The sequence below is a fragment of the Ottowia sp. genome (assembly GCF_046348305.1).
Classification (GTDB): domain Bacteria; phylum Pseudomonadota; class Gammaproteobacteria; order Burkholderiales; family Burkholderiaceae_C; genus Ottowia.
Map to the genome: position 1 here is coordinate 289,221 of NZ_JAXMEM010000004.1, position 23,930 is coordinate 313,150.

The window sequence follows — 23,930 nt, forward strand, 5'->3', positions numbered from 1 at the left end:
TCCATGGCTCTCTTGCACTGCGCCTCACCCGCAGCGACCGATTCCCAGTGAGTCGAGTGGCCGCGCAGCAGGCCATGCCAGCGATCGCCGTGGCCGGGGTCTCCCCGGCCACTGGCGATGCCCCCTGGGGGGGGGAGGCGAAACATCGCGCAGCGAGTGAAGCAACGGGGGAGGGTCACTTGCTTACCAGCGGTTCTTGAAACGCGAGTAGGCGTTCTCGAGATAGCCCTCGTTGGTGAACAGGCGCAGCATGGCGGGCGTGAAGTACAGGTTGTCGGCAAACAGCCAGCGGCTGGGGTCGGCGCCGGCCACCAGGGTGGTGGGCGTGCAGGTGGTGGCGTCGGGCGTGGTGCACACCGGGTCGGTGGCGTTGTCGACGGGGTAGCTCGATGGCTTGTTGTAGATCAGGTTGAAGAACAGGGCGGGGTCGAAATAGAGCACCGTCGCGCCCATGTCGGCGATCTGGATCAGAAGGCGGTCGTTGAAGGCCACCGACAAGTCGGTGACGGGACCACCGCCGGTTGGCGGCGAGCGTCCCCAGGGCGTCGCCCACGGCGTGATGCCCAGGTTGTAAACCCCGCTGACCACGACGTGCGTGGCGCCGGCCGCGACCACGCGGCGCACCTGGTCGGCGAGTGCGCGCGCCGCCGTGTCCACCGTGGCGCTGGTGGCCGCCGAAATGCCGGTGGCCTGCACGGCGGCGACGATATCGCTCATGCCGCCATTGATGAACACCACGTCGTTCTTGCCCAGCGTGGTGCGCGCCAGCAGGGCATCGATCTGGGCCGACACGCTGGGGGCGTTGGTGCCGCTGGAGGTGTCGGGCGTGGCCACGCGGGCATTGCCCTGGGCGTAGCCAAAGCCGCCGGAGGAGGCCGGCGTCACCGTGAGGCCGTAGTACGACGCCAGTTGCTGCACCCAGTTGGGCGAGCCGTCATTGATGGTGTAGCGATATCCGTTTTGCCCCACGTCGGCAAAGCCGTCGCCCACCGTGATGAAGCGCTGGGGCACCAGGTCGGACACCACCGAGCCGGAGCCGCAGGCGGCGAGCAGGGCGGTGGCGGCAACGAGCAGGACGCCAGCGGCGCGGCGAATCCAGGGAGAAAACATGGGACGGACTCCAGGCACGACAAAGGCGCAAGTTTAACGAGCGCAGGGCCGAAACATCGCGACTTTGCAATCAGCCCGCCGCGGTGGCGCGCTGCAGGCGGTCGCGCACGCCGTCCCAGGCCGCGTCCGCAGGCGGCGTCTCGACCCAGATCAGGCGCGCGCCGGCGTCGTCGAAGCCGCGCAACACGGCAAACAGCTGCTGGGCGGCGGCGCTGGCATCCTGGGGCATGCGGCACAGCAGCAAGTGCGGGCTGGGCGATGAGAGCGGCGCGCGCGCCCACACGGCGATGTGGCGCGCGTCGGCGCCCAACACCTGCAGGGCGGTGCGCAGCTCGGCGGCGCTCATCAACCGCACTTTGGCGCGCGGCGCATAGTGCGCGGCCAAGGTGCCGGAGGCTTTGGGGTCGGGCGTGGTCAGCTCTTCTTTTGAGAGCATGCGCCGGCCGGCGGCGCGCTCGATGGCGGCGCGCCCCAGCTGCCCGGGCCGCAGCAGCACGGGCGCGCCGCGCGTGCAGTCGATGATGGTGGACTCGATGCCGACGGCGCAGGGCCCGCCGTCGAGCACCAGCAGATCGTCGCCAAACTCGGCCGCCACGTGCTGCGCGGTGGTCGGGCTGACGCGGCCGAAGCGGTTGGCGCTGGGTGCCGCCAGGCCCGGCACGCCGCGCGCGGCGCAGGCTGCCAGCAGCGCGTGCGCCACCGGGTGCGCGGGGCAGCGCAGGCCGATGGTGGGGTGGCCGCCCGCCGCCGCATCGGCCACGCCGGCTTGGCGCGGCAGGATCAGGGTGAGCGGGCCGGGCCAGAAGGTGTCGATCAGGCGCTGGGCGAAGTCGGGCACGGCGGCGGCAAAGCGCGGCACGGCGCTGGCGTCGGCCAGGTGCACGATCAGCGGGTGGTCGGTGGGCCTGCCCTTGGCGGCAAAGATGGCGCGCACCGCCGCATCGCTGCCGGCGTCCGCCGCCAGGCCGTACACCGTCTCAGTGGGCAGGCCGACCAACTCGCCCGCCGCCAAGGCATCGGCGGCGCGGGCGATGGCATCGGGCTGGGCGCCGTCAAGGATCATGGGTGGTGTCTGCCCCCTCTCCCGCCTGCGGGAGAGGGTTGGGGTGAGGGTGTGCCCCCTCTCCTTCCCCTGCTGGGGGAAGGCGGGGATGGGAGTCGGCGGGGCGCCCGTGCGATGCGCCGCTGGCCCCCACCCCAACCCTCCCCCAGAGGGGGAGGGAGTTCAGTGCGGACCGGGCGCAAGCGCGCATCAAAACGCCTCGATGCCCAGCAACTCGGCCGCGCGCAGCGCCTGCTGGCGCACGCCGGCGGCATCCTGGCCGATGACAGTGAGGTGCCCCATCTTGCGCCCGGGCCGCGCCTGGGCCTTGCCGTACAGGTGCAGGCGCGCGCCGGGCAGGGCCAGCACGTCGGCCCAGGGCGGCTGGCGCGGGCTGCCGGCGGCGTCAAACCACAGCTCGCCCAGCAGGTTGAGCATGATGGCGGCGCTGTGCTGGCGCGGCGCCACCAGCGGCAGGCCGGCCAGGGTGCGCACCTGCAGGTCGAACTGGGATTGGTCGCAGGCGTCCACCGTGTAGTGGCCGCTGTTGTGCGGGCGCGGCGCCATCTCGTTGACCACCAGGCGCCCGTCTTGCAGCACGAAGTATTCGACGCACAGCACGCCGACGTAGTCCAGCTCGCTGACTATGTTTTTGGTAGCTGCCTGCGCTTGCTGGGCAAGCGCCGCGGGCAGGTTTTGCTCAAAAACCTCGGTCACGGCCAGAATGCCGCCGCGGTGCAGGTTGCGCTGCACGGGCAGGCTGACCACCGTGCCGTCCGCGCCGCGCGCGACGATCACCGAGCACTCCAGCGCCAGCGGCAGCATCTGCTCGAGCACGCAGGCCACGCGGCCCATCTGCTGCCAGGCGCTGGCCAGCTCGGCGCGCGTGCCGACCCGCGCCTGGCCCTTGCCGTCGTAGCCCAGGCGCGCGGTCTTCAGGATGCCGGGCAGCAGCGCGGCGGGCACGGCGGCCAGGTCGGCCTCGGACTCGATCACCGCGTGCGGCGCCGGCGCCACGCCGCTGGCGGCGGCGGCGCAGCGCGCAAAGTGCGCCTTCTCGCGGATGCGGTCCTGCGCGATGGCCACGCAATCGGCCGGCGGTGACACCGCCCGCGCGCGCGCCAGCTCGGCCAGGGCCTGGGCGGGCACGTTCTCGAACTCGGTGGTGACGGCCTGGGCGCGCGCGGCCAGCTCGCGCAAGGCGTTGGGGTCGCGGTAGTCGGCGCAGATGAAGTGGTGGCTGATGCGCCCGGCGGGGCTGGCGCGGTCGGGGTCGAGCACCACCGTCTCGTAGCCCAGCGACTGCGCCGCATGCACGAACATGCGGCCCAGCTGGCCGCCGCCCAGCACGCCCAGGGTGGCCGGGCGGCCGTTGACAACGGCTCCAGGAAGGATCGGCCAGGTCATTGCGCCTGCGCCGGTGGGAGAGTCATCGCGCGCGCGGCGGCGGTTTGCTCGGCGCGAAAGGCGTGCAGCCTGGCGCGCAGGGCCGCGTCATCGGCCGCCAACATGGCCACCGCAAACAGCGCCGCGTTGGCCGCGCCGGCGTTGCCGATGGCAAAGGTGGCCACCGGCACGCCCTTGGGCATCTGCACGATGGAGTGCAGCGAATCCACGCCCTGCAGGTGGCGCGAGGCCACGGGCACGCCCAGCACCGGCACCACGGTCTTGGCCGCCAGCATGCCGGGCAGGTGGGCCGCGCCGCCCGCGCCGGCAATGATGGCGCGCAGGCCGCGCGCCTCGGCGCCCTCGGCGTAGGCAAACAGCTCGTCGGGCATGCGGTGCGCCGACACCACGCGCGCCTCGTGCGCGACGCCGAACCGCTGCAGGACTTGCACGGCGTGCTGCATCGTGTCCCAGTCGCTGCTGGAACCCATCACCACGCCGACCACGGGATTCATCATGACGCTACTGCACAATGGTTGCTTTCCCCGATTTTGCCCGCACATTCCTGACCATGATCGACGTCACCGTACAAAACTTCGAAACCGAGGTGCTCAAGGCCTCGCTGACCACGCCCGTGCTGGTGGACATCTGGGCCGAGTGGTGCGGCCCCTGCAAGCAGCTGGGCCCGGTGCTGGAGCAGCTGGAGGTGGAATACGCCGGCCGCTTTGTGCTGGCCAAGCTCGACGCCGACAAGCAGCAGGACATCGCCGGCCAGCTCTCGCAGATGTTCGGCGTGCGCAGCATCCCGTTTTGCGTGCTGTTCGCCGGCGGCCAGCCGGTGGACGGCTTTGTCGGCGCGCTGCCCGCCGCGCAGGTGCGCCAGTTCCTGGACAAACACGTGCCCAGCGAGGGCGCCGTGGCCGCCGAGGCCCAGGCCGACGAGGCCGAAGCCCTGCTGGAGTCGGGCGACACCGACGCCGCGCTGGCCAAGCTGGCCGACGCACTGGCGCACGACCCGGGCAACGACGCCGCGCGCTCCGACTACGTGCGCCTGCTGATCGGCACCGGTGCCTACGCCGAGGCCGCCGCCGCCCTGGAAGAACCGCTGGCGCGCGAGCCGCGCCCGCTGCACTTCGACGCCCTGCGCCGCTGGCTGGACGCCATCGAGTTCGTGCACCAGGACGAGCGCGGCAACTGGCCCATCGAGCAATACGACGCCGCCATCGCGCAGAACAAGCGCGACTTCGACACCCGCTTTGCCAAGGCCCGCGCCCTGATGGCCGAGGGCCAGTGGACCGCCAGCATGGACGAGCTGCTGGAGATCATCATGCGCGACCGCAAGTGGAACGAGGAGGCCGCGCGCAAGACCTACGTCGCCATCCTCGAACTGCTGACCCCGCCGCCGCAAAAACCCGGCGCCGCCGCCGACGGCAAAAGCGCCGGCGGCATCGAGCTGACCGGCAAGGCTGCCAAGCAGGAAGACCCGCAGGCCGAGCTGCTGTCCAGCTATCGGCGCAAGCTGTCGATGGCGTTGAATTGAGGGCGGCGGCTGGATGGGGAAAGGCCGTGCCGATGTACCCGCCGTCCGGCGGCGCCCAGGTTCGATGTGAGACTGAGATGATCCCGCTATTTTTAGGTTTGGCTAAACGAGACGGGGCGAATCTCCGCCTGTGCACCGGCAGGACTGGACAGCATTGCGCGACTGGCGTTTTTCGTGCGTGTGTCGTATAACTCTAGTTAGGCCGCACTGGCACGCAGGCACACGGAAATTGTCACAGTTCGGACGCGCGGGACCGAGATGGGAGCGCGCCTGACCACCGAGCACCGCTTTTGCAGCCGTGAAAGCCATTGATGTCCAAATGCCTTCCCTCCTTTGAAAGGAACCGACCGATGCCATTTGGGGATGCTATCTGGATGCCTACACTAGCGTCGGCCCTGCGGCTGCAGCAGTATCGGCCGCGGCCCAGCCGAGGCCCAAAGCTTCATGTAGCAAGCGGACATACTACCATACATGGCGCCCTTCCAGCTCGGTAGACCTTGCAAAGGAAAAGCGCTGCGCAGGCAGGCGGCCTGACGGTGCGCCGATTGGGTTCGCGACCGCTCAGCAGTACGGCAGGCTACGGGTGGGCGCACTTCCTGCAGTCCAGTTTCAACCTGCCAGCCTAGCGGCGACTCTCCGTATCCGGGCACTGGCGGTGAAGGCGCTCGCGCTACTTCAACCAGCAGCTCAGTAGTGCGCGGCATGTTTTGTTTCCGATACAGTTGGCTTCTGGGCAAATTATCCGCTGGTCGACCCGTTGGTCGTTGGAGCAACGGGTTCCGCCTTTTACCATGTGTCTGCCTCGCCAAGACTTGCCGGGTCTATGATGCTTCGCGCGCACCGAACACTACGCCATTTGCCGCGTTGCACACTCACACTAAGCGGAAACTATGCCGAGCTTGCGAAGCACAGCTGTCGTTCGCCACAAGCGCTACACCAGTAAGCTTGCTCATCGCCGAGAGTCCAGCTACACGGACGTGCATTCAGGCTTCTCAAACTTCGGCTCAAACGACACAGAGTTCACTCCCCTTCGGTTCGATAAAGCCGAGAGCTCCATCATGACATCGAACTTTTTCCCTGGGTCCAAACTCGAGAGGCAAAACCAGAATGAGTTCAAAGGTTCTATAGAAGACAATTTTACCTGTGTGTTCTCTCGACCGATCAGACGAGTTCGCGGCAGACTCTCCTTTCAATGTACGGCAGCAAGCGCACCAGATCTTCTCAGGATCGTTCCGTGGAGCTTCTCCTACCAAGTCGGCTTCTTCTTCATGCTCAAACCCGACGGGCGATTAGTCACGCATGCGCGTTCAGCCTCGGCGTTAAGGTTCCAAGTTTGGCTGCCGTGAAGCTTCATTCTTGATGCTGGCTTCCGCCAGCTTTTCGTAGCTGGCGCAAGGCGCTTCCGGGTCCCTGAGCGAGATTTGCACGCGATCGCGCCAGCTGGGAGTGAGGTGATAAGTCCCAGAATTCTGGCAACTAGCCTTGCTCTACGTGCCGATCTTCGCGGGCGACGAGTGACGAGCAACAAGCTTCAAAGGCAAGTACCACGTTGATCGCACGCTGAATACCAAGGAGCGCAATGCGATTACCTTGGCCCTGCGCCTCCACGAATTGCTAACTCGCTGAGGTCAGAGAGTATCAAGTGCAGTCTAACCCATCAGTCAAGCCGACCCGCCTTCGGCGGTCGGCTTACCTCAGTCGTTAGGCAGCACATCTCGCAGCGCGAGGCACACTCACGATTCGGAGGACCTATGGAAACGCTGATTTATTCGGGCCAACCCCGATGGTCGATTGCTGCGTTTGCTACTAAACTCGGAGCATGAAACAAGTCAGCTTTGCCAGCTTGGAGTATGCAGGCAAGAAGCGCGTGACGCGCCGCGAGAAGTTCTTGGGCCAGATGCAGAAGGTGGTGCCCTGGCAGCGCCTGCTGGCCCTCATTGAGCCGCACTACCCCAGCAGTGGCCGCGTTGGCCGCCCGCCCATCGGCCTTGAGCGCATGCTGCGCATGTACTTCGTGCAGCAGTGGTACGCGCTCAGCGATGAGGCGCTGGAAGATGCGCTGTACGACAGCTGCGCCATGCGCGAGTTTGTGGGTATCGACTTGGCGCGCGAGAGCGCACCCGATGCCACCACGCTGCTCAAGTTCCGCCGCCTGCTCGAGCAGCGCGAGCTGGGCAAGGCGATCTTCGAGCAGATCAACCAGCACCTGAGCGAGCAAGGCCTGCTCATGCGTGAGGGAACGATGATTGACGCCACCATCATCGCCGCACCGAGTTCCACCAAGAACAAGGATGGCCAGCGCGATCCCGAGATGCACCAGACCAAGAAGGGCAATCAGTGGCACTTCGGGTTGAAGGCGCATATCGGGGCCGACTCTGACTCGGGTGCAGTGCACAGCATCCATGTCACCGCAGCCAACGAGTCGGACGTGGCCAACGCTCACCACCTGCTGCACGGTCAGGAAAGCGATGTACACGCCGATGCAGGCTTCACGGGCGTTGAAAAGCGCGAGGAGGTCAAAGCGGCGCAAGATGAGGACGCATCAAAGCGGACGTCAACTGGCACGTCGCGGAGCGCCGTCACAAGATCAAGGCCATGCCCGAGGGCTTGACCAAGCAGTTGAAGCAGGCGCTGGAGCGGGTGAAGGCGCAGATTCGCGCGCGCATCGAGCATCCGTTTCACGTGGTCAAGAACCTCTTTGGCCACAAGAAGCTGCGCTATCGTGGCTTGGCCAAGAACGCGAGCCAACTGAACGTGATGTTCGCGTTGGCCAACCTGGTGTTGCTCAAGATGCCGCTATTGCAGTTGCAAGGCACAGGTGCGCCTTGAAAGCGCAAACGGGGCTTCAAAGAGGCCGAAAAGGCAAAAACAAGGCTTGAAAACAGCCCGAGTCGCAAACCGCAAGCCGCATCATGAAACGAAGGATGCAAATTCTGATGGCCGAGCTTTCGGCGGCCATTGTTCAGTGGTTCCCTATATGGCTTTTGAAGATTCCCAGCGCACTGCACACACAACTCACGCGACATTGGTGTTCGAGCGCGAAATTCCAGCAACCGTCGAAAGAGTATTCGCAGCTTTCGCAAGCGCGAAAATTCGGTCGGAGTGGGGGGCGCCGTCAGACACTGCCACCATAATCTATGACCAAGATGACTTTCGAGAGGGCGGTGAAGATCGCTTCCGTTGCGGCTCCAAGTCAAATCCAAACATTCACGGCACTACACGCTATCTTGAAATCATCCCGAATCGCCGCATCGTCTCCAGCGAGACGATCTCGATGGATGGAAAACGACTCTGTGCTTCACTAACTACTCTTGAGCTGGCTAAGTCTGGAAGCGTAACGAAGCTAAGAAGCACCAGCCAAGTTGCGTCCTTCATTGGTCAGGACATGATTTCTGGCACGGAGACCGGAAACAATGGTTCACTGAATAGTCTCGTCAACTACTTCTCCAGAGAGCGAGCGTGATCAATGTTGTCGCGCACGTTTGCTGCCTAACAAGCGCTTGCAGCGGACGCCCGCAAGCGGGCGCCGCTGAAGCGCGGCGTTAGTCCCATCACCCGCTTCATGCGCGCAGCCATCTATTCCAGCGCTCTGCCTTTTCCAAGGGGTTTTCAAGCCTTTTTGGGGTCCAGCGCTTGTGCAGCAAGCGCTACCAGCTATCATTCTTGCAGTGCTGCGCCGCTTTCGTGGCCCAGCGGTTTTTCGTGGGCTGCGCCCTTGTTCAAGTCCGGGCGCTCCCTTTTGGCCTTCGGGTCTAACTCTGCGGTCAAGCGGACCCGCATTCTGCGGGCCGCTTACCTTGGCCGTTAGCATTCAAGAGGCATATTTGATGCGTAAATGTCGCATCCCGGACGATCATAAGGTCGCTTGTGAAACAGATGCGGGCTCTCCTGATACCACTGCTTCATGGCCTGCATAGGTGTCGCATCCCGGACGATCATATGGTCGCTTATGAAACAGATCCGGCCGCTCCTGGTACCACTGCTTCATGGCCTGCATAGGCGTCTTGCTGCCCAATGCTGACTGGGGCAACTGGTGGTTGTACAGGGCCACATAGCGCTGCAAGGTCTGCTGCATGTCCTCGCGGCTGTTGAATCGGTGAGTCTTGAGCACATCGGCAATGCGCCCGTTGAACCTCTCCACCATGCCGTTGGTTCTGGGCGTCCTGGGCTTTGTCAGCCGGTGCTCGATGCCCAGTTCCTGGCATAGCCGATCGAACTCGTGATTCCCGCTGGGTTCACGCTCCTTGCTGGCAAACAGGCGGTCCGTGAATTCCTTGCCGTTGTCGGTTAGCAGCTTTCTGATCTTGATCGGGCAGGCCTTGTGCAGGGCAGCCAGAAAGGCCCGGGCACTGGCGGCTGTCTTGCTGGCCTTGAATTGCACGAACACCCAGCGCGTGGCCCGATCAATGGCCACGAACAGGTAGCGTCTGCTGCTCTCGTCCTGCATCTGAGGCAGGTACTTCACATCCACATGCACGTAGCCTGGCTCGTAGCTCTTGAAGGCCTTGTGGGTCTGCACAGGCTCCTGGGGCTTCAGGGCATTGAGGTTGCCTGCTCCATGGCGGCGCAGACACCGGTCCAGGCCCGAACGAGAGACATCGGGACTGAGGAACTCCCGTGTGACGGCCAACAGATCATCCAGGGGCAATAGCAAGGTGCGCCGCAGGTGGACCACGATAGCTTCCTGTGCTGGGGTGAGCACCGTTTGCAGGCGGTGGGCCGTGTGGGAGCGGTCCCCGAACACATCGCGCTTCTTCCACTTGTAGACCGTCTGCTCGGTGATGCCAAAGCGCTGGGCCAACACACTGGCGCTCTCGCTGCTGGCGGCGATCTCGGCACGCACGGCAGGCGTGGTGCGCGCGTTCTTGTGCAGGGCTATCAGCATGGTTGTACTCCCGAGATCGATTGCAGAGACTCTATCAACTCTTGCAAAACGGCTCGGGCCATGAAGAGTGGATACCGGTTAGAGTCTATGCAATCATCCGGGATGCGACAGCTAGCGCTGTGGTTTGACGGGAGGCGATAGTTGAATTTCGGCACGCGGCCATCGGTGGGCACGTCTGCTCTTGTTTTAAGAGCTACCAGCGCTTGACCAGAGAGCGCTGGAGCCTGGTTTCATTCATATTTCTCCTGTAGCCCGCCCCGGACCGCAGCGCGCCCGCGAGCGCGATGCGTGAAACACGTCATCAACTCAAATCTCGTGGCACCACCCCCTCCGCTTCACACCATCGGCGGTAGTCCGCCCGCCTATCGGCCGTACTGATCCGCTGCAACACCGCATGGTGCGGCCCCAGGTACTCCACGCTGCCCTTCACCACCACATGCACCAGCAGCTCTTCGGTACCCGTCGCCTCCCACCAGTCCACATTGCCGGCGGGCTCATGGATGTAGTCGCCCGGCCGCACCACGCGGCCATCGTTCAGGCGGCGCTCGCCCACCAGCGTCAGGGCGTGCACTTCGCCCGTGTGACGGTGCAGGCCCAGCCGCGTGCCGGGCGACAGGCGCATCAGTTCCACCCAACCAGCATCGTCGGGCAGGAACTGGATGGGCAGGGACCACTTGCCTTCGCCTTCGGGGATCCAGCCCGCCAGGCCTGCACGCCCCAGCGTCTGGGCCACGATCACGTCGGCAAGGGGGTTGTTCGTTGTCGTCATCGTCGTCATGTCGGTGCTCCTGGGTAGTTTTTGGTGGATTGCTTGCTTATTGCTCGGGGTGCTGGTGGCGGTATTCCTGCGTGCGGCCGCCAAAGCCGTACGCGGTGGCGCGCACGTCCTGCACGTAGACGTAGCTTTCGGGGTGCAGCGCGCCCAGCAGGCCCTCGAAGGCTGCGAACGCCTCGGTGATGTAGCGCGCCTTTTCGGCCTTGGTGTTGGTCTCGTCCACCACCTTGACGTCGAAGTAGAAGCTCGACTGTTTCAGGTCGGCCAGGGACCGGCCGGCGACGTACCAGTCGGCGGGGTCGACAAAGGTGATGACCACAGCGGTCAGGTCGCGCCGCTTGCCGAGCACGCGGGTGGTCAGGTCCAGCAGGGTTTCTGCGATGCGGGCAGACAGCTCGGGCGTGCGTTGGGCAGACACTTTGACGTTGAGGATGGGCATGGAGGGCTCCTGTTGAATGCGTTGGTTGATAAGGAGCCTTCACTGTAGAAATTGCGCCCCGCCACGGAAACCGCCCGTGGCGATAATGGCTTTTGCTCCGCACGCAAAGGCGCGCACGATGAAGAAAGAACCTCGCTCCTTCCTCCCCGATCCGGCCGACCTGCGGTGGCTGGTGCGGTCGCTCGACCTGCGCTCGTTTTCTGCGGCGGCGCGCGAAATGGATGTGGCGGTGTCGGTGGTAGCGCGCGGTGTGGACCGGCTGGAGGCCGGCTACGGCGTGCGCTTGCTGCGCCGGTCCACGCACGGCCTGTCGGCCACGCCCGAGGGCGCAGAGCTGGCGCAGGAAGCGCGTGCCTTGCTGGCGCAGTTGGAGGACATCGGCGCATCGCTGTCGGACCAGCGCAGCCGCGTGGCGGGCACCTTGCGCCTGGCCTCCAGCCAGGAGATTTGCGAGGCGCTGGTGCTGCCCCACCTGGCGGACCTGCAGGCGCGCTACCCCGCGCTGCGGGTGGAGTTGCTGGCCGATGACCGTGTGGCCGACTTGGTGACGGAAGGCATCGACGTGGCGCTGCGCACCACCGTGGGCCACAGCGACCTGGTGGTGGCGCGCGCGCTGGGCCGGTTCGAGCGGCGCCTGTACGCGGCCCCTGGATATTTGGAACAGCACGGCACGCCCGCCGAGCCTAGCGACTTGCAGCAACACCACACCGTGACGCACACCGCGCAGGGGCCCGCAGTGACCTGGGCGTTTCGCAACGCACAAGGCAAGCCGCTGGAGGTGACCGTGCGCTCGCGCCTGGCCGCCAGCAGTTCGGCCCTGGTGCACCACGCGCTGGTGGGCGGCGCGGGGATCGGGATGCTGTCCTGCCCGCTTGCGGCGGCCGATGTGGCGCAAGGCCGGTTGGTGGAGGTGCTGGCGCCTTTTGCGTCCCGCACCGTGCACACGCTGTACGCGGTGTCGTCACCGGGCCGGCGCAATGCGGCCAGGGTGAAGGCGGTGATTGATTTTCTGGTGAAGGCGTCGAAGGACCGGTGGGCGCTGGCGCCTGTGCGTTGAAGTTCTTTTATGCCCTACGGCTAGCTGGCCGGGGGCTGCCGACCCCAGCCGCAAGACAGCCTGACAGGGAGCAAGTTGCGGACATGCGGGTTCAATGAACTGGCCCGCTTTCGTTGCCTGCTAGCAGGCCGATGCCACCCAGCCCCTGAATGCAAAGCCCATGTAAAACATCTGCACATCGCTGAATCCGGCCTCGCGAAGGATCGCTTCGTCTTCCTGCGGCGTCAGCACCGCCAGCTCCGCCGCAATCTTGTCCCGCGCCCTGGCCGCATGCTCGGGCGGCACGCCGGACGCCACCTGAAACGCGGCGTAGCGTGACAGCCATAGGTCGCGCTCCCCTGCCCCGCCCTCTCCCCCAAGGCCTGCACCATCCGCCACGCTCAGATGTGCCACCACCAGCGGCGCACCGGGCTTGAGCCGCCGCCGGATCTCTGCCGCCATAGGCACGCGCTCCTCGCGCGGCACAAAGTGAAAAGTCAGCAGGCACGTGGCGCCATCGAATGGCCCAGCCGGTGCACTCTGCACATAGCCACGGTGCAGCGCCACGCGGTCGCCCGCCACGCCCGCGCTTTGCAGCCGCTGCGCGGCCAGGTCCAGCATGGGCTGGCTGGGGTCCACGCCGTCAAAACGCCAGCCGGGGTGCGCCAGCGCCATGTCTTCCAGCTCCAGCCCGCCGCCTGCGCCCACCACCAGCACGCGGCCGTTGGCGGGCACGCGCTCAGCCAGCAGGATGCGGGACATGCGCAGCAGGCTGTCGTAGCCGGGCACGTTGCGGCGGGGGCCTTCGGCGTAGCGGGCGACGGCAGCGGGATCGGTGAAGGGGGAGGCGGTGGGATGGATCATGGTGTGGTCTGGTGTACGGTGGGTGCGACGGTTGGCGATGGGCTGGGTCCGCCGGTTTGCCAAGCCCGCGCAAGGTTTCGACAGGCTCAGCCCGAACGGTTGGGGTGGGCAACGTGTCAAAGAAATCAAGCCAAATTGGCCTCTAGCGCTTATCTATCAAGCGCTAGCAGCTATCAATTCAGCAGCTGTCTGTTCGTGCGCCAGGGGTAAATGGGGTCAGATGAACATTTCCACGCGCGCCACGCTGAGGCGCAGCAGAGCAGGTCTACCACCGGCATCCACGCCGTGAACGGCAAAGACGTTCTTTGCAAGGTCGATGCCTACGGTTACGATGGTCATGGACTTCCCCTTTCGAACGAGTTGATGAGAATTTGCACTTCCCATCGTGGCACTCAGTTGCCGTCTCCCGCAAGCTCGCGGGCCGCTCGGGACGGGGAAGTCCCTTTCGTTCGTTAGATATTTTTGGAATCTGCAATGCCATTTCCAGCATCCGAAAAAAAAGCCCTCCTTGCTGTCAAAGGTGTTGGCCCTACAGTCGTGGCTCGCCTTGAACAAATGGGGTATGAATCTTTGGCACATTTGAGCAAAGCCAATGCTCTTGATATTGTTTCAAAAGCGTCCTCAATTGTTGGCTCAACGTGCTGGAAAAATAGTCCGCAGGCCCGCGCAGCCATTCAGTCTGCCATTGCTCTCGCACAATCTCATCAGGCGCAAATGTCTAACATTTCGTCGCAGCCGACCGCCTGCGGCGGCGGTTGATTTTGACCGTTCAAATCGGCACCAAACGAAATCGGTCTGCAGCCCGCGCCCGTGTTTGATCTCTGGCTCGGCACGGGGCAATTGGCCGGACAGTGGTGATGTCTGCAAGGCTCAGCGCGGTGCGTCCGCCTGCAGTCCCGCGCGCACGGCGGCCTGGATGTCGCTCGGCAGGCTTTCGACACCTTGGACAACGCCCGGCCCGCCATGGTGCCAATCGACGACGAAGCGGCGGCGTTCGTCCAGCGATTCAGGCGAATACTCGATGATGCGCAGCACGACATGGGTGCCGCCCTCGATCAGTGCCGGGCCGGACAGGAGCTTGACCACCGGCCCCAGTTCCAGCACCTCGATGCCGATCACACTGGAAAAAGCCGTGGTCGCCGCGGCCACATGCCGACGCACTTCAGCGGGAGTCAGGCGCGAGGCACTGGCCAGTTCAACCCGTCGAAAGCAATCGGAACTGTCGAAAAACGCGTGCAGGCCGGTGGCCGCGGCGTGTTCGCGGGCGGCCACGTCCTTCTGGTCCGGGCGCCACTGCGGCGCCCAGAGCACCAGCGCGCTGGCCGCGCGGTCGCACAGTGGCGCTTGGGGCGACGGCGCCACGGACACCGTGGTGCTCGCGCAAGCGCAGAGCAGGGCGATCAACGGCCACGGGGCGAGACGCCGCGCCCGTTGCAGCAGATCGGGCAAGCGTGCCGTCACGCTCAGAACAACGCCAGGGCCGAGCTTCAAACTGGCCACCGTGTCAAAGCTTCACGAAGCAGGCGTTCTGCTGATCCTGAACCGCGGCGCTTTGGGCGACGCGGTCGATGGTGGGCAGGATCGACGGGTTTTCGTCGCCGAGGATGCACAGCGTGTTGTCGCTGGGCTTGGCCCACACCACGTACGCGGTGGCGCCGGTGATCGTGCGCCAGACGGCCCAGTGCGCCGCGATGGCTGCGCTGCTTTCCATGCGAGACAGTGTCACCGTTCCCATCGAACTGACCAGGGCCGAGCCCGCGCCCTGGCAGTTGGCGCTGTTGTAGAGCAGGGTTCCCGAGCGGTAATCGACCACCGTGTCGGACTGGCGCACGAGCTTCACCATCTGATAGGCCGACTGCTGCGGGCCCAGCGGTGTGCAGACCTTGCGGTTGACCCATTCGCCCTCGAGCGCTGCCACACCCGAGGCCAGCGGCGCGGGGGCCGGCGCGCCTGGGGCCGGGGCCGGAGCCGGCGCGCCGGGGGCTGGCGTGCCTGGCGCAGGGGATGGGGCGAGGTCGTCGTCGCTGCCGCCGCAGGCCGCTAGCGCCACGCAAAGCATCAGGGCGCTCAGGGCACGCAGGCGTGCGCCGTGGCGAGGGGCGCAGGAGATGGCGGGGTGCGCAGCTGTGCTTCGCATGGCGGTTCCTTTGGTTTCTACAAGGGTGAGGGAGTGGGACTGGAGATTCGGGCGCGCTCGCGCGGCAAGGCACCCGCACCGACGCTAATCTAGGCTCTGCGCGCCACGACGAAGGCCCGGAAATCCTTGCGGCGCGTGCCGTGGCGCTCCACGATGATGGGCTTGAGCCCGGTGGCGCGCATGCCCGCGAGCAGTTGCGCTTCATCGAAGACCTGCACGGGTGGGGCCGCGCCCAGCATGCGCGCGATCGGCACCGCAATGCGTGCGACCAACAGGTTCATTTCCCGCACGCACGGGGTCTTGGAGATGAGCAGGCCGCCGGGGGCCAGCGCGCGCGCCGCCGCCGAGAGCACGGCGTCCAGGTCGTCGACCAAGTGCAGCACATTGAACGCCAGCACGCGGTGATAGCCGCCAGCGTTCTCTTGAAGCGCCGCCTGGGCGTCGGCGACGGCAAAGCTCAGCTGGGCACTGGGTTGCGCGCGCCAGCGCTGGCGCGCCATGGCGATCATGGCCGGCGACGAGTCGGTGGCCAGCAGGCGGCCGCAACGGGACGCCAGGCGCAGGGCGGACGCGCCCGTGCCGCAGCCGATTTCGAGCGCGGCATGTTCAGGCGCCAGCAGGGTGCTCACCCGCGCCAGCGTGCGTTCATAACCCGCCGTGTCGGCAATCGCCGATGCCGCGTAGCGCGGGGCCATGCGGTCCCAGAAGCGGACGCCCGCCGTGGCGGCGGGTTGGGTCGCCGCAGCCCGTGAAGGAGGCGATGACTGGGTGGTGCGAAGTGCTGACATGGCGGCCGATGGTATATATATGCACAAACGAATGAAACACCTGTTTTTGCATTGAACATATACGTAATTGCATGAATCTGATCGACTGGAACCAGTTGCGTGCGTTTCTGGCGGCGGCGGAGGCCGGTTCCTTGTCCGCGGCCGCGCGGCAGTTGGGGCTTTCGCAGCCCACGTTGAGCCGTCAGGTCGCGGCCATCGAATCCCGGTTGGGGGTGACCCTGTTCGAGCGTGTCGGCAAGACGATGCAGTTGACCGTCGCAGGACTGGATTTGCTCGAACACGCGCGCGCCATGGGCGCCGCCGCCGATGCGCTGTCACTGGCCGCCAGCGGTCAGGCGCAAGCGGTGGAAGGTGTGGTGACGGTATCGGCCAGCGACGTGGTGGCCGCCTGCCTGTTGCCACCGATGGTGCGCCAACTGCGGCACAGCGCGCCGGGCATTGCGCTGGAGTTGGTGCCCTCGAATGCGTTCAGCGATTTGTTGCGGCGAGAAGCCGACATCGCCATTCGGCATGCCAAGCCTGAACAGCCGGAGCTGATCGCCCGGTTCATCCGTCAGGCCAGAGCGCACTTTTACGCGTCGCGCGCCTGGGTGCAGGCCAACGGGCACCCGCGCAGCGCGCAGGACGCGGAGCAATGCGAATTCGTCGGCAGTGATCGCTCTGGCGCTTATTTGGCCTACCTGCGCAAGCACGGCCTCGCCTTGACCGACGCCAACTTCAGCTGCTACGTCGATCACAGCACCAGCCAGTGGGGCTTGGTGCAGGCTGGCCTGGGCATCAGCGCCATGATGGACGAGATCGCCGCCGCCACGCCCGGCATGGTGCGCGTGCTGGACGACGTACCGCCGGTGCTGTTTCCCATCTGGCTCGTCACCCACCGGGAGTTGCGCACTTCGCGGCGCATTCGCTTGGTGTTTGAAGCGCTGGCGCAAGGGCTTGCCCGGCCCCTCGAACCGCCCACGCTGCCGCCAGTCTGCTGACGCGCGCTGTCTGGGCCGTTTCTGCGGCCCCTCAAGCGTCGATGTTCACTGCCCGCAGCGCATTCGTCTCGATGAACGCCCTTCGCGGCTCCACGTCGTCGCCCATCAGGGTGGTGAAGACCTGGTCGGCGGCGATGGCGTCTTCGATCTGCACGCGCAGCAGGCGGCGCACGACCGGGTCCATGGTGGTTTCCCACAGCTGCTCGGGGTTCATCTCGCCCAGGCCCTTGTAGCGCTGGCGGCTGGTGGTGCGCTCGGCTTCGGCGATCAGCCATTGCATGGCCTCGCGGAAGTTGCCCACGGCCTGCTCGCGCTGGCGCTCGCCTTCGCCGCGGGTGACTTTGGCGCCCTCGCCCAGCAGGTGCTGGAAGGTCTGCGCGGCGGCCACCAGCGCAACGAGCGCCGATTCAGACCCGCAAGGCAAGCCCCAGGTATTCCTCCACCGGCACTTCCTCGGCCCGGCGCTGCACGTCAAATTCACCCGCAAAGCCGCGCCCCTCGAGCCACTTGCCCAGCGTGTGGCGCAGCAGCTTGCGGCGCTGGCTGAAGGCGACCTGCACCAGCTCGGACAGCAGCGCGGGATCGACCGGCGCAAAGTCGGCGCGCGGCTGCATGCGCACCACGGCGCTCGTCACGCGCGGGGGCGGGTCAAACGCCTCGGGCGGCACGGTGAGCACGCACTCCATGGCGTAGCGCCATTGCAGCATCACCGACAGGCGCCCGTAGTCGGAGGTAGAGGGCGCGGCCACCATGCGGTCGATGACCTCTTTTTGCAGCATGAAGTGCTGGTCTTCGATGTGCTCGGCAAAGGGCAGCAGGTGAAACAGGATGGGGCTGGAGATGTTGTAGGGCAGGTTGCCGCAAATTCTGATTTTGATAGCGCCCAGCGCTTGCGCCACCTGCGCAAAATCCACTTTCAGTACATCGGACTCGATGACGTTCAACTGCGGATGCGCGCGCAGCCGCGCGGCCAGGTCGCGGTCCAGCTCGATCACCGTCAGGCGGCCCAGGCGCTCGACCAGCGGCTGCGTGAGCGCCGCCAGGCCGGGACCGATCTCCACCATCGGCTGCGCCGGCCGCGGATCGATGGCGCGCACGATGGCGTCGATCACGGCCGGGTCGGCCAGAAAGTGCTGACCGAAGCGCTTGCGCGGGATGTGCTTCATGCGCGAGTCAAGAGCGCCTTCGCGCGAGCGGAGTGGATCGCGCCAGGGGCCGGAAATTGCTGGCGACGTCCGCGGCGCATCCGCCCAAAGAGCCGAATGGCTGCGGAGCAAGCCAGGTCAGCGGCCGCCGTGGAACGGGCTTGGCCCGGCCACTGGCGGCGTCCCCCTGGGGGGAAGGCGCGAAGCGACGCAGGGGGGGCGTCATTTCGGCGGCTCGCGCATCTCCACATAGGCGCGCCCGCGCACTTCCTTGGCCCACGTGTCGAAGGCTTCGGTGGCCTTTTTCTCGCGCAGCATGTTGCGCGCCATCTGGCGTTGCTGGGCGCTGGTGAGGACCTGCTCGCGCCGGCCTTCGACTTGCAGCAGGTGCACGGTGTTGCCGGTGACGATCGGGTCGCTGATCTGCCCCGCATCGAGGTTGCCCACGACCTGATCGAGCTCGGGCGCGAACTGGCCCGGCGTGACCCAGCCCAGGTCGCCGCCGTCGGCGGCGGTGTCGTCCTGCGAATACTGGCGCGCCAACTGGCTGAAGCTGGCCTGGCCGGACTGGATGCGGCGCTTGAAGTCGGCCAGGCGCTCGCGCGCCACCTGCGCGCTTTGCGAGGGCCCGACCTTGAGCAGGATCTGGCGCACGTGGGTCTGCGGGATCTTGACCTCGGGCAGGTCGCGGTTGACCTTGCGCTCGAGCACCTTGAGGATGTGAAAGCCGGCCGGCGAGCGCACCGGCCCGGCGATGCCGCCCACGCGCACGCCTTGCGTGCTCTTGACGAACAGCTCGGGGTATTTGTCCAGCGGGTGCAGGCCCAGCACGCCGCCGTCGCTGCCGCGCTTGTTGGCGTCGGAGTATTCGCTGGCCAGCTTGGCGAAGTCCTCGCCGGCGCGCGCCTTCTGGGCCACCTCGTCGGCGCGCTTTTGCAGCTTGGTGACGTCCTCGGCGCTGGCGCCCTCGGGCACCTCGACCAGGATCATGGCCAGGTTGAGCTCGGGCTGCGCCGCCGTGGCGCCGGTCTGCTCACGGATGAAGGCATCGACCTCGGCGTCGGTCACGCGCACGCGCGGCGCGATCTCGCGCTCGCGCAGCTGCGCCAGCAGCACCTGGTTGCGCACGTCGTCCACGAAGTCCTTGACCGGAATGCCTTCTTGCTGGACGCGGCGGTACAGCTCGTCGACACTGGCCAGCCCGTTCTGACGGGCAATCGACAACTGGGCCTGCGTCAGCATGGTGTCATCGACCTTCAGGCCGATCTCGCGGGCGTACTGCAGTTCGGCGCGCTCCGAGATCAGGCGCTCGAGGACTTGCTGGCGCAGCGTGGCCGCCGGCGGCGGCACCATGCCGCGCTCGCCCATCTCGCGCAAGGCCCGCGCCACGCGGGCACGCACCTCGTTGTTGGTGACGGGCTCGGTGTTGACGACGGCGACGATGTAGTCGGCCTCGGCCGGTGCGCCGGCCGCCGTCGGGGCCGAGGCGGCGGCCTGCGCCGGTGCCGATGCGGGCGCGCTGGCGGGCGCCGCAGCCGGTTTGCTGGCCTTGGGGGGCTTGGCCGATTTGCTTGATTTGGCCGCGCGCGTGGCCTTGGCGGGCGCCGCGCCCGGGGCCGACTGCGCCTGCGCCGCCCCGGCCAGGCCCATGAGCGCGGGCAGCACGGCGCAGATCAGAAAGTGTCGATGCAGGGGCTTATTCATAGTCGGAGAACCGGCTGGGGGCAGGAGTGTCGGTGCGAAGCAGCTGGTAGCGCGGGATGCTGTTGCGCAAGCTGCGCAGCGGGCTCGAACCCAGTCGCGACAGCCCGACGAATTCGAGCTGGAACATGATGCGCTTGGTGGAGGAGGTCAGCGAACTGTTGACCTTCTCGAGCACCACGCGGCCGATCCAGCAGCCCGCATCGTATTCGAAGCCGAGCAGGCCCTCGACGACGCGCCGGTCGGGCATGCTGTAGTTCAGGCGCCCCACGCTGTACCACTGGCCGCTGCAGCTGCCGCCGCCCGAGCGCCGGGTGGTGCCCAGTTCGCCGCGCACGCCACCACCGCCCAGGGGCCATTGCCAGCCCACGTCCACCGACTTGGTGCCCAGGTCGCGCTGCAGACGGTAGGCAAGGCTGAAGGTGCGAAACGCGCCGGGCGAGTAGCGCAGCTGCACCGTCTTGCGGGTGGATTGGTGCGTCTCGCGGTTGTACTGCACCACGGTGTCGACGGCCCAGTGCGGGTTCCAGTTGATGCCGGCGCCCAGCATCAGGTCGGACAAGCCCGCCGCCGCCGGCACGCCACCGGGCAGCACCACCTGCTGCGGGCTGAAGCGATAGCGCTGCGCAATGTCCAGGCGCAGGGCCTCGGCGCCGGTTTGCGGGTCGAGCAGCCGGCTGGTGACGCCGGCGGTCACCAGGTTGTTGTCGACGATGCGGTCGTTGCCGGCAAAGATGTTGTCGGCCCAGATGGTGGCGAAGTTGAAGTCGTACAGGCCGCTGTCGTAGTTGGGCAGGCCGTTCTGGTTGCGGTAGGGGGTGTAGACGTACTTCAGGCGCGGCTCCAGCGTTTGCGTGAAGCCGCGGCCGAAGTAGCGCGCGTCGCGCTCGAACACCAGGCCGCTGTCCAGGCTGACGGTGGGCAGCGCGCGGCTGGCGGCGGTGCGTCCGTCGGCCAGCGCGCCGTCGAACTGGTAGTGGCTGGCGTGAAACTGGACCTTGGGCGTGAAAAACCCCCAGGGCCGCAGCATCGGCCGCGACAGCTGGCCCAGCACGAAGCCGCGCTGCCCGTTGGGCTGGCCGGTCCAGAACGGATCGGCGCGAAAGCGCGTGTAGTCGGCGTCCAGCGAGTAGTCGAAGCCCCGGTCGTTGGTGCGCCCCCAGTGCCCGGTCAGCTGCGGCAGGCGGTCGTAGGGCGGAACGATGGGGGCCGTCACGTCTTGCAGGGTCTGCCACTTGAGCATGCGCAGCGCGGCCGAAAAATCGCCGTGCCCCCAGGACAGGCCGCCCTCGCTGGACAGCAGGCGCGTGGTCAGCGGCAGGCCGCGTTGGGTGAAATCGCGCCAGTAGTTGTCGTCGCTCACGCGGTTGATGTTCAGGCCCACCCCCAGCGTGCCCAGCACGTCGATGCCGGTGGCGTAGGTGCCGTTGTGCCGCGTGAACAGGCCCCAGCGGTTGCGCTGGCGCAGACGGTCGTCGGGCATCAGGTCGCCCGCCACGCTGCCCTCGTAGTTGTTTTCCTTGTAGCGGAACTCGCCCGCCACATCCACGCCGCGGCGCGACATCACCGTGGGCGTGATCGTGGCGTCGCGGTTGGGCGCGATGTTCCAGTACCAGGGCACCGACAGGATCAGGCCGCTGGTGCTGTCCAGCCCCATGGTGGGCGGCAGCCAGCCCGACTGGCGCGCGTCGCTGAGCGGAAAGCGCAGGGAGGGCACCGGCAGGATGGGCACGCCCTTGAACTCCAGCACCGCGCCCTGGGCCTGGCCCACCTCGTCTTCCTGGTCCAGCTCCAGCTTGCTGGCGCGCAGGATCCAGTCGGGCACCCAGTCCGGCCCCGGGCGCTCGCAGGTGGTGTAGTCGCCGCTCACCACGGTGGCGCGGTCGCTGTCGGCAAAGTCAATGCGCTGGGCCGTGCCGTGCCCGCCGTTGGCCAGCAGGCGGTAGCTGGGTTGCAGCAGAAAGCCCGAAAACGCGTCCACCTGCAACTGCCCTTCGGTGGCGGTGTAGCGATTGCCCTGCGAGTTGACGCGCACATGGCCGGTGGCGGTGGCGATGTCGGTGCTCTGGTCGTACACCAGTTTGTCGCCCCACACCGCCAGGCCCGGGCGGCGCAGCTCGGCATTGCCTTGCACGGTGGTGTCCAGCTCGGCGCGGCCGGTGATCTCGTCGCCCGAGACAAAGCTGGCCATGGGCTGGTTGCGAGGCACCTTCTCGGCCAGCATCGGCGTGGCGCGCAGCACCAGCGGCGCGTCCGGGGCCGGCGCGGGCGCCTGGGCCCACGCGGCGCCCGCCAGGCAGGCCAGCGCGGCAGCGACGCCGGGCCGCAGGGCCGAAGCTCGCCACATCAGGCCCTTGCGGTCATGGGAAATGGGGTGAACGGACACAGGAGAAGAACGGGGTCGGCGCCGAAGCGCGCTCTAAAATCGATTATCCATGAGCCTTGCACCGCCGCCTTCGACTTTACCCACCCCGCTCTGGGCCGACCGGCAACGCCAACAGGCCTTCGAGGCCTGGCTTGGCCGGCTGGCGGCGCCGCAAGGGCTCCAGCCGGGCACCGTGCGCGTGACCTCGGCCGACGCCAGTTTTCGCCGCTACCTGCGCATCGACACCGCCGCCGGCGGCACGCGCATCATCATGGACGCGCCGCCTGCGCACGAGAACTGCGCGCCCTTCGTGCAGGTCGCGCAGCTGATGCAGGGCGCGGGCCTGAAGGCGCCCGAGGTGCTTGACTGGGACGAGGCCCACGGCTTCATGCTGCTGACCGACCTGGGCGCGCGCACCATGATGGACGCGATCGACCGCGAGCACCCGCAGGCCAATCGCGCGCTGTACGAGCAGGCGCTGGACGCCCTGCTGGCTTGGCAGCAGGCCTCGCACGCCGGCGTGCTGCCGCCCTACGATGAGGCCTTGCTGCGCCGCGAGTTGCAACTGTTTCCGGATTGGTACCTGGCGCGCCATCGCGGCGTGGCCGTCGAAGGCGCGCTGCGCGAGACGCTGGACAAGACCTTTGCCCTCATCGTGGCACGCAACCTGGCGGCGCCGCAGGTCTTCGTGCACCGCGACTTCATGCCGCGAAACCTGATGGTGGGCGAGGCCGGCGGCGCGCTCGGGGTGCTTGACTTTCAGGACGCCGTGCACGGACCCATCACCTACGACATCGCCAGCCTGATGCGCGACGCCTTCCTGAGCTGGAACGAGGAGTTCGTGCTCGACATCACCATCCGCTACTGGGAGCGCGCCAAAAAACTCGGGCTGATGAATTTCGAGGACTGGGCCGTTGACTTCGGCAGCTTCTGGCGCGCGGTCGAATGGATGGGCCTGCAGCGCCACCTGAAGGTGGCCGGCATCTTTGCCCGTCTGACACTGCGCGACGGCAAGGCCAAGTACCTGCAGGACGCGCCGCGCTTCATCGGCTACATCCGCCACACCGCCGCGCGCTACCGCGAGCTGGCGCCGCTGCTGCGCCTGGTCGATCAAGTCGAAGGCACGGCCGCCGAGAGCGGCTGGGCATTTGGGCGGGTGTGATGGCCCGCGCCTCTGGCGTCAACGGGATTCGGGCAAATCGATGAGCTGGCGCAGCACGCGCATGAGCGTGCTGGCATTGCGCGCACCCAGCGGCTGCAGGACGCGCTGCTGGTGCTGCATGGCGCGCTGCACATAGCCGGCGGCAAGCGCATGGCCCTTGGGCGTCAAGGCCACCAGCGTCTGGCGTCGATCCACAGGCGTGTCGCTGCGCCGCACCAGGCCCTGGCGCTCCATGCGCTGGATGATCTTGCTGAGCGTGGGCTGCTTGGTCAGCGTGATTTCGCTCAGCGCGCCGACGCTTTCATGCTGCACTCCCGACAGGCCTGCCAGGACGCGCCACTCGGTGACGGAAAGGCCGCCCATCTGCACCTCGCCGTGAAACGGGCCCGACACCCGGCGGCTGGCCTGCGCCAGCAGATAAGCCAGGTAATCGTCGATGAAACGCGGCGGAGCGGCAACCTGGGCGCCAGCGGGGGCGGCGGTGCGGCGAGGTCGGGACGTGGCGGAGCTTGGCATGGTCCGAGCATAGCGACAGTGTCCGCCATCAGGCCAACCGCGTTGCCATCGATCGGTCG

25 protein-coding genes and 1 pseudogene are annotated in these 23,930 nt (G+C 66.7%); 9 read left to right on the forward strand and 17 right to left on the reverse strand.

The window, feature by feature from the left end; genetic code table 11:
- Window positions 1-183 precede the first annotated feature (183 nt).
- From U1F38_RS05535 to purE, 4 genes are all read right to left on the reverse strand, one after another.
- Window positions 184-1,110 carry a GDSL family lipase gene (locus U1F38_RS05535; protein WP_409986055.1) on the reverse strand — a complete coding sequence of 309 codons (927 nt, stop codon included), beginning with the start codon at window positions 1,108-1,110 and terminating at the stop codon, window positions 184-186.
- 70 nt (window positions 1,111-1,180) lie between these two features.
- Window positions 1,181-2,173, reverse strand: coding sequence for an L-threonylcarbamoyladenylate synthase (locus tag U1F38_RS05540; RefSeq protein ID WP_409986056.1), 993 nt, complete (start codon window positions 2,171-2,173; stop codon window positions 1,181-1,183).
- 189 nt (window positions 2,174-2,362) lie between these two features.
- Complete coding sequence (locus tag U1F38_RS05545) at window positions 2,363-3,559, reverse strand: 5-(carboxyamino)imidazole ribonucleotide synthase (RefSeq protein WP_409986057.1); 1,197 nt, start codon at window positions 3,557-3,559, stop codon at window positions 2,363-2,365.
- On the reverse strand, window positions 3,556-4,053 hold the full coding sequence (purE, locus tag U1F38_RS05550) for a 5-(carboxyamino)imidazole ribonucleotide mutase (RefSeq protein WP_409986153.1): 498 nt from the start codon (window positions 4,051-4,053) through the stop codon (window positions 3,556-3,558). The genes U1F38_RS05545 and purE overlap by 4 nt, the downstream gene beginning before the upstream one ends.
- Before the next feature lie 56 nt (window positions 4,054-4,109).
- Between purE and U1F38_RS05555 the strand changes: the two genes are divergently transcribed.
- The 5 genes from U1F38_RS05555 to U1F38_RS05575 all read left to right on the forward strand — a co-directional run bounded on the left by U1F38_RS05555 (window position 4,110) and on the right by U1F38_RS05575 (window position 8,886).
- Window positions 4,110-5,078, forward strand: a complete 969-nt coding sequence (locus U1F38_RS05555; RefSeq protein ID WP_409986058.1) for a tetratricopeptide repeat protein — start codon at window positions 4,110-4,112, stop codon at window positions 5,076-5,078.
- A 1,642-nt stretch (window positions 5,079-6,720) separates the two neighbouring features.
- Entirely contained in the window at window positions 6,721-6,783 is a 63-nt protein-coding gene (locus U1F38_RS05560; protein ID WP_409986154.1) for a DUF1010 domain-containing protein, read from the forward strand.
- 114 nt (window positions 6,784-6,897) lie between these two features.
- Window positions 6,898-7,907, forward strand: a protein-coding gene (locus tag U1F38_RS05565; protein ID WP_409986059.1) for an IS5 family transposase whose coding sequence is annotated in 2 segments (ribosomal slippage) — window positions 6,898-7,612 and window positions 7,612-7,907 — 1,011 coding nt in all. Because the reading frame shifts where the segments join, the coding sequence is not laid out codon by codon here.
- Between the two features lie 46 nt (window positions 7,908-7,953).
- The gene (locus tag U1F38_RS05570; RefSeq protein WP_409986060.1) at window positions 7,954-8,541 is read left to right on the forward strand and encodes an SRPBCC domain-containing protein; all 588 of its coding nucleotides are present in this window, start codon (window positions 7,954-7,956) and stop codon (window positions 8,539-8,541) included.
- 99 nt (window positions 8,542-8,640) lie between these two features.
- Window positions 8,641-8,886 (forward strand): DUF1010 domain-containing protein, encoded by a 246-nt coding sequence (locus U1F38_RS05575; RefSeq protein ID WP_409986061.1) that lies wholly within the window; start codon window positions 8,641-8,643, stop codon window positions 8,884-8,886.
- Window positions 8,887-8,931: 45 nt separating this feature from the next.
- Here the strand turns inward: U1F38_RS05575 and U1F38_RS05580 are convergent, their stop codons facing one another.
- The 3 genes from U1F38_RS05580 to U1F38_RS05590 all read right to left on the reverse strand — a co-directional run bounded on the left by U1F38_RS05580 (window position 8,932) and on the right by U1F38_RS05590 (window position 11,177).
- Complete coding sequence (locus U1F38_RS05580) at window positions 8,932-9,963, reverse strand: IS481 family transposase (RefSeq protein ID WP_409986062.1); 1,032 nt, start codon at window positions 9,961-9,963, stop codon at window positions 8,932-8,934.
- A gap of 301 nt (window positions 9,964-10,264) precedes the next feature.
- Window positions 10,265-10,732: a cupin domain-containing protein gene (locus U1F38_RS05585; RefSeq protein WP_057272731.1), complete on the reverse strand. Its 468-nt coding sequence runs from the start codon at window positions 10,730-10,732 to the stop codon at window positions 10,265-10,267.
- A gap of 46 nt (window positions 10,733-10,778) precedes the next feature.
- Window positions 10,779-11,177 (reverse strand): tautomerase family protein, encoded by a 399-nt coding sequence (locus U1F38_RS05590; RefSeq protein ID WP_057272730.1) that lies wholly within the window; start codon window positions 11,175-11,177, stop codon window positions 10,779-10,781.
- Between the two features lie 118 nt (window positions 11,178-11,295).
- Here U1F38_RS05590 and U1F38_RS05595 point away from each other — a divergent pair, with 118 nt between their 5' ends.
- Window positions 11,296-12,234, forward strand: a complete 939-nt coding sequence (locus U1F38_RS05595; RefSeq protein WP_293225534.1) for a LysR family transcriptional regulator — start codon at window positions 11,296-11,298, stop codon at window positions 12,232-12,234.
- 120 nt (window positions 12,235-12,354) lie between these two features.
- Here U1F38_RS05595 and U1F38_RS05600 read toward each other — a convergent pair whose 3' ends face one another.
- Window positions 12,355-13,077: a class I SAM-dependent methyltransferase gene (locus U1F38_RS05600; RefSeq protein WP_409986063.1), complete on the reverse strand. Its 723-nt coding sequence runs from the start codon at window positions 13,075-13,077 to the stop codon at window positions 12,355-12,357.
- A gap of 216 nt (window positions 13,078-13,293) precedes the next feature.
- Window positions 13,294-13,416, reverse strand: a complete 123-nt coding sequence (locus U1F38_RS05605; protein ID WP_293225545.1) for a hypothetical protein — start codon at window positions 13,414-13,416, stop codon at window positions 13,294-13,296.
- A 135-nt stretch (window positions 13,417-13,551) separates the two neighbouring features.
- On the opposite strand from U1F38_RS05605, the gene U1F38_RS05610 reads away from it, so the two are divergent.
- Window positions 13,552-13,836: a helix-hairpin-helix domain-containing protein gene (locus U1F38_RS05610; protein ID WP_293225530.1), complete on the forward strand. Its 285-nt coding sequence runs from the start codon at window positions 13,552-13,554 to the stop codon at window positions 13,834-13,836.
- A 111-nt stretch (window positions 13,837-13,947) separates the two neighbouring features.
- Here the strand turns inward: U1F38_RS05610 and U1F38_RS05615 are convergent, their stop codons facing one another.
- The 3 genes from U1F38_RS05615 to U1F38_RS05625 form a co-directional block, all read right to left on the reverse strand.
- The gene (locus U1F38_RS05615; protein ID WP_409986064.1) at window positions 13,948-14,577 is read right to left on the reverse strand and encodes a hypothetical protein; all 630 of its coding nucleotides are present in this window, start codon (window positions 14,575-14,577) and stop codon (window positions 13,948-13,950) included.
- A gap of 4 nt (window positions 14,578-14,581) precedes the next feature.
- A complete protein-coding gene (locus tag U1F38_RS05620; protein WP_293225526.1) occupies window positions 14,582-14,995 on the reverse strand; it encodes a hypothetical protein in 414 nt (137 codons plus the stop codon).
- 308 nt (window positions 14,996-15,303) lie between these two features.
- A complete protein-coding gene (locus tag U1F38_RS05625; protein ID WP_409986065.1) occupies window positions 15,304-16,002 on the reverse strand; it encodes a class I SAM-dependent DNA methyltransferase in 699 nt (232 codons plus the stop codon).
- A 71-nt stretch (window positions 16,003-16,073) separates the two neighbouring features.
- On the opposite strand from U1F38_RS05625, the gene U1F38_RS05630 reads away from it, so the two are divergent.
- Complete coding sequence (locus U1F38_RS05630; protein WP_409986066.1) at window positions 16,074-16,982, forward strand: LysR family transcriptional regulator; 909 nt, start codon at window positions 16,074-16,076, stop codon at window positions 16,980-16,982.
- A 31-nt stretch (window positions 16,983-17,013) separates the two neighbouring features.
- Here U1F38_RS05630 and gyrB read toward each other — a convergent pair.
- The 4 genes and pseudogenes from gyrB to U1F38_RS05650 all read right to left on the reverse strand — a co-directional run.
- Window positions 17,014-17,376 (reverse strand): annotated as a pseudogene (gyrB, locus tag U1F38_RS05635) (DNA gyrase subunit B); the annotation flags it as partial.
- Window positions 17,377-17,389: 13 nt separating this feature from the next.
- Complete coding sequence (rsmA, locus tag U1F38_RS05640) at window positions 17,390-18,148, reverse strand: 16S rRNA (adenine(1518)-N(6)/adenine(1519)-N(6))-dimethyltransferase RsmA (protein ID WP_409986067.1); 759 nt, start codon at window positions 18,146-18,148, stop codon at window positions 17,390-17,392.
- Window positions 18,149-18,349: 201 nt separating this feature from the next.
- Window positions 18,350-19,831, reverse strand: a complete 1,482-nt coding sequence (locus tag U1F38_RS05645; protein ID WP_409986068.1) for a peptidylprolyl isomerase — start codon at window positions 19,829-19,831, stop codon at window positions 18,350-18,352.
- Window positions 19,824-22,175, reverse strand: coding sequence for an LPS-assembly protein LptD (locus U1F38_RS05650; RefSeq protein WP_409986155.1), 2,352 nt, complete (start codon window positions 22,173-22,175; stop codon window positions 19,824-19,826). Before U1F38_RS05650 ends, U1F38_RS05645 begins: the two co-directional genes overlap by 8 nt.
- A gap of 88 nt (window positions 22,176-22,263) precedes the next feature.
- On the opposite strand from U1F38_RS05650, the gene U1F38_RS05655 reads away from it, so the two are divergent.
- Window positions 22,264-23,355 carry an aminoglycoside phosphotransferase family protein gene (locus U1F38_RS05655; RefSeq protein WP_409986069.1) on the forward strand — a complete coding sequence of 364 codons (1,092 nt, stop codon included), beginning with the start codon at window positions 22,264-22,266 and terminating at the stop codon, window positions 23,353-23,355.
- An 18-nt stretch (window positions 23,356-23,373) separates the two neighbouring features.
- On the opposite strand, the gene U1F38_RS05660 is transcribed toward U1F38_RS05655, so the two are convergent.
- Window positions 23,374-23,871 (reverse strand): MarR family winged helix-turn-helix transcriptional regulator, encoded by a 498-nt coding sequence (locus tag U1F38_RS05660; RefSeq protein WP_409986070.1) that lies wholly within the window; start codon window positions 23,869-23,871, stop codon window positions 23,374-23,376.
- Window positions 23,872-23,930 lie beyond the last annotated feature (59 nt).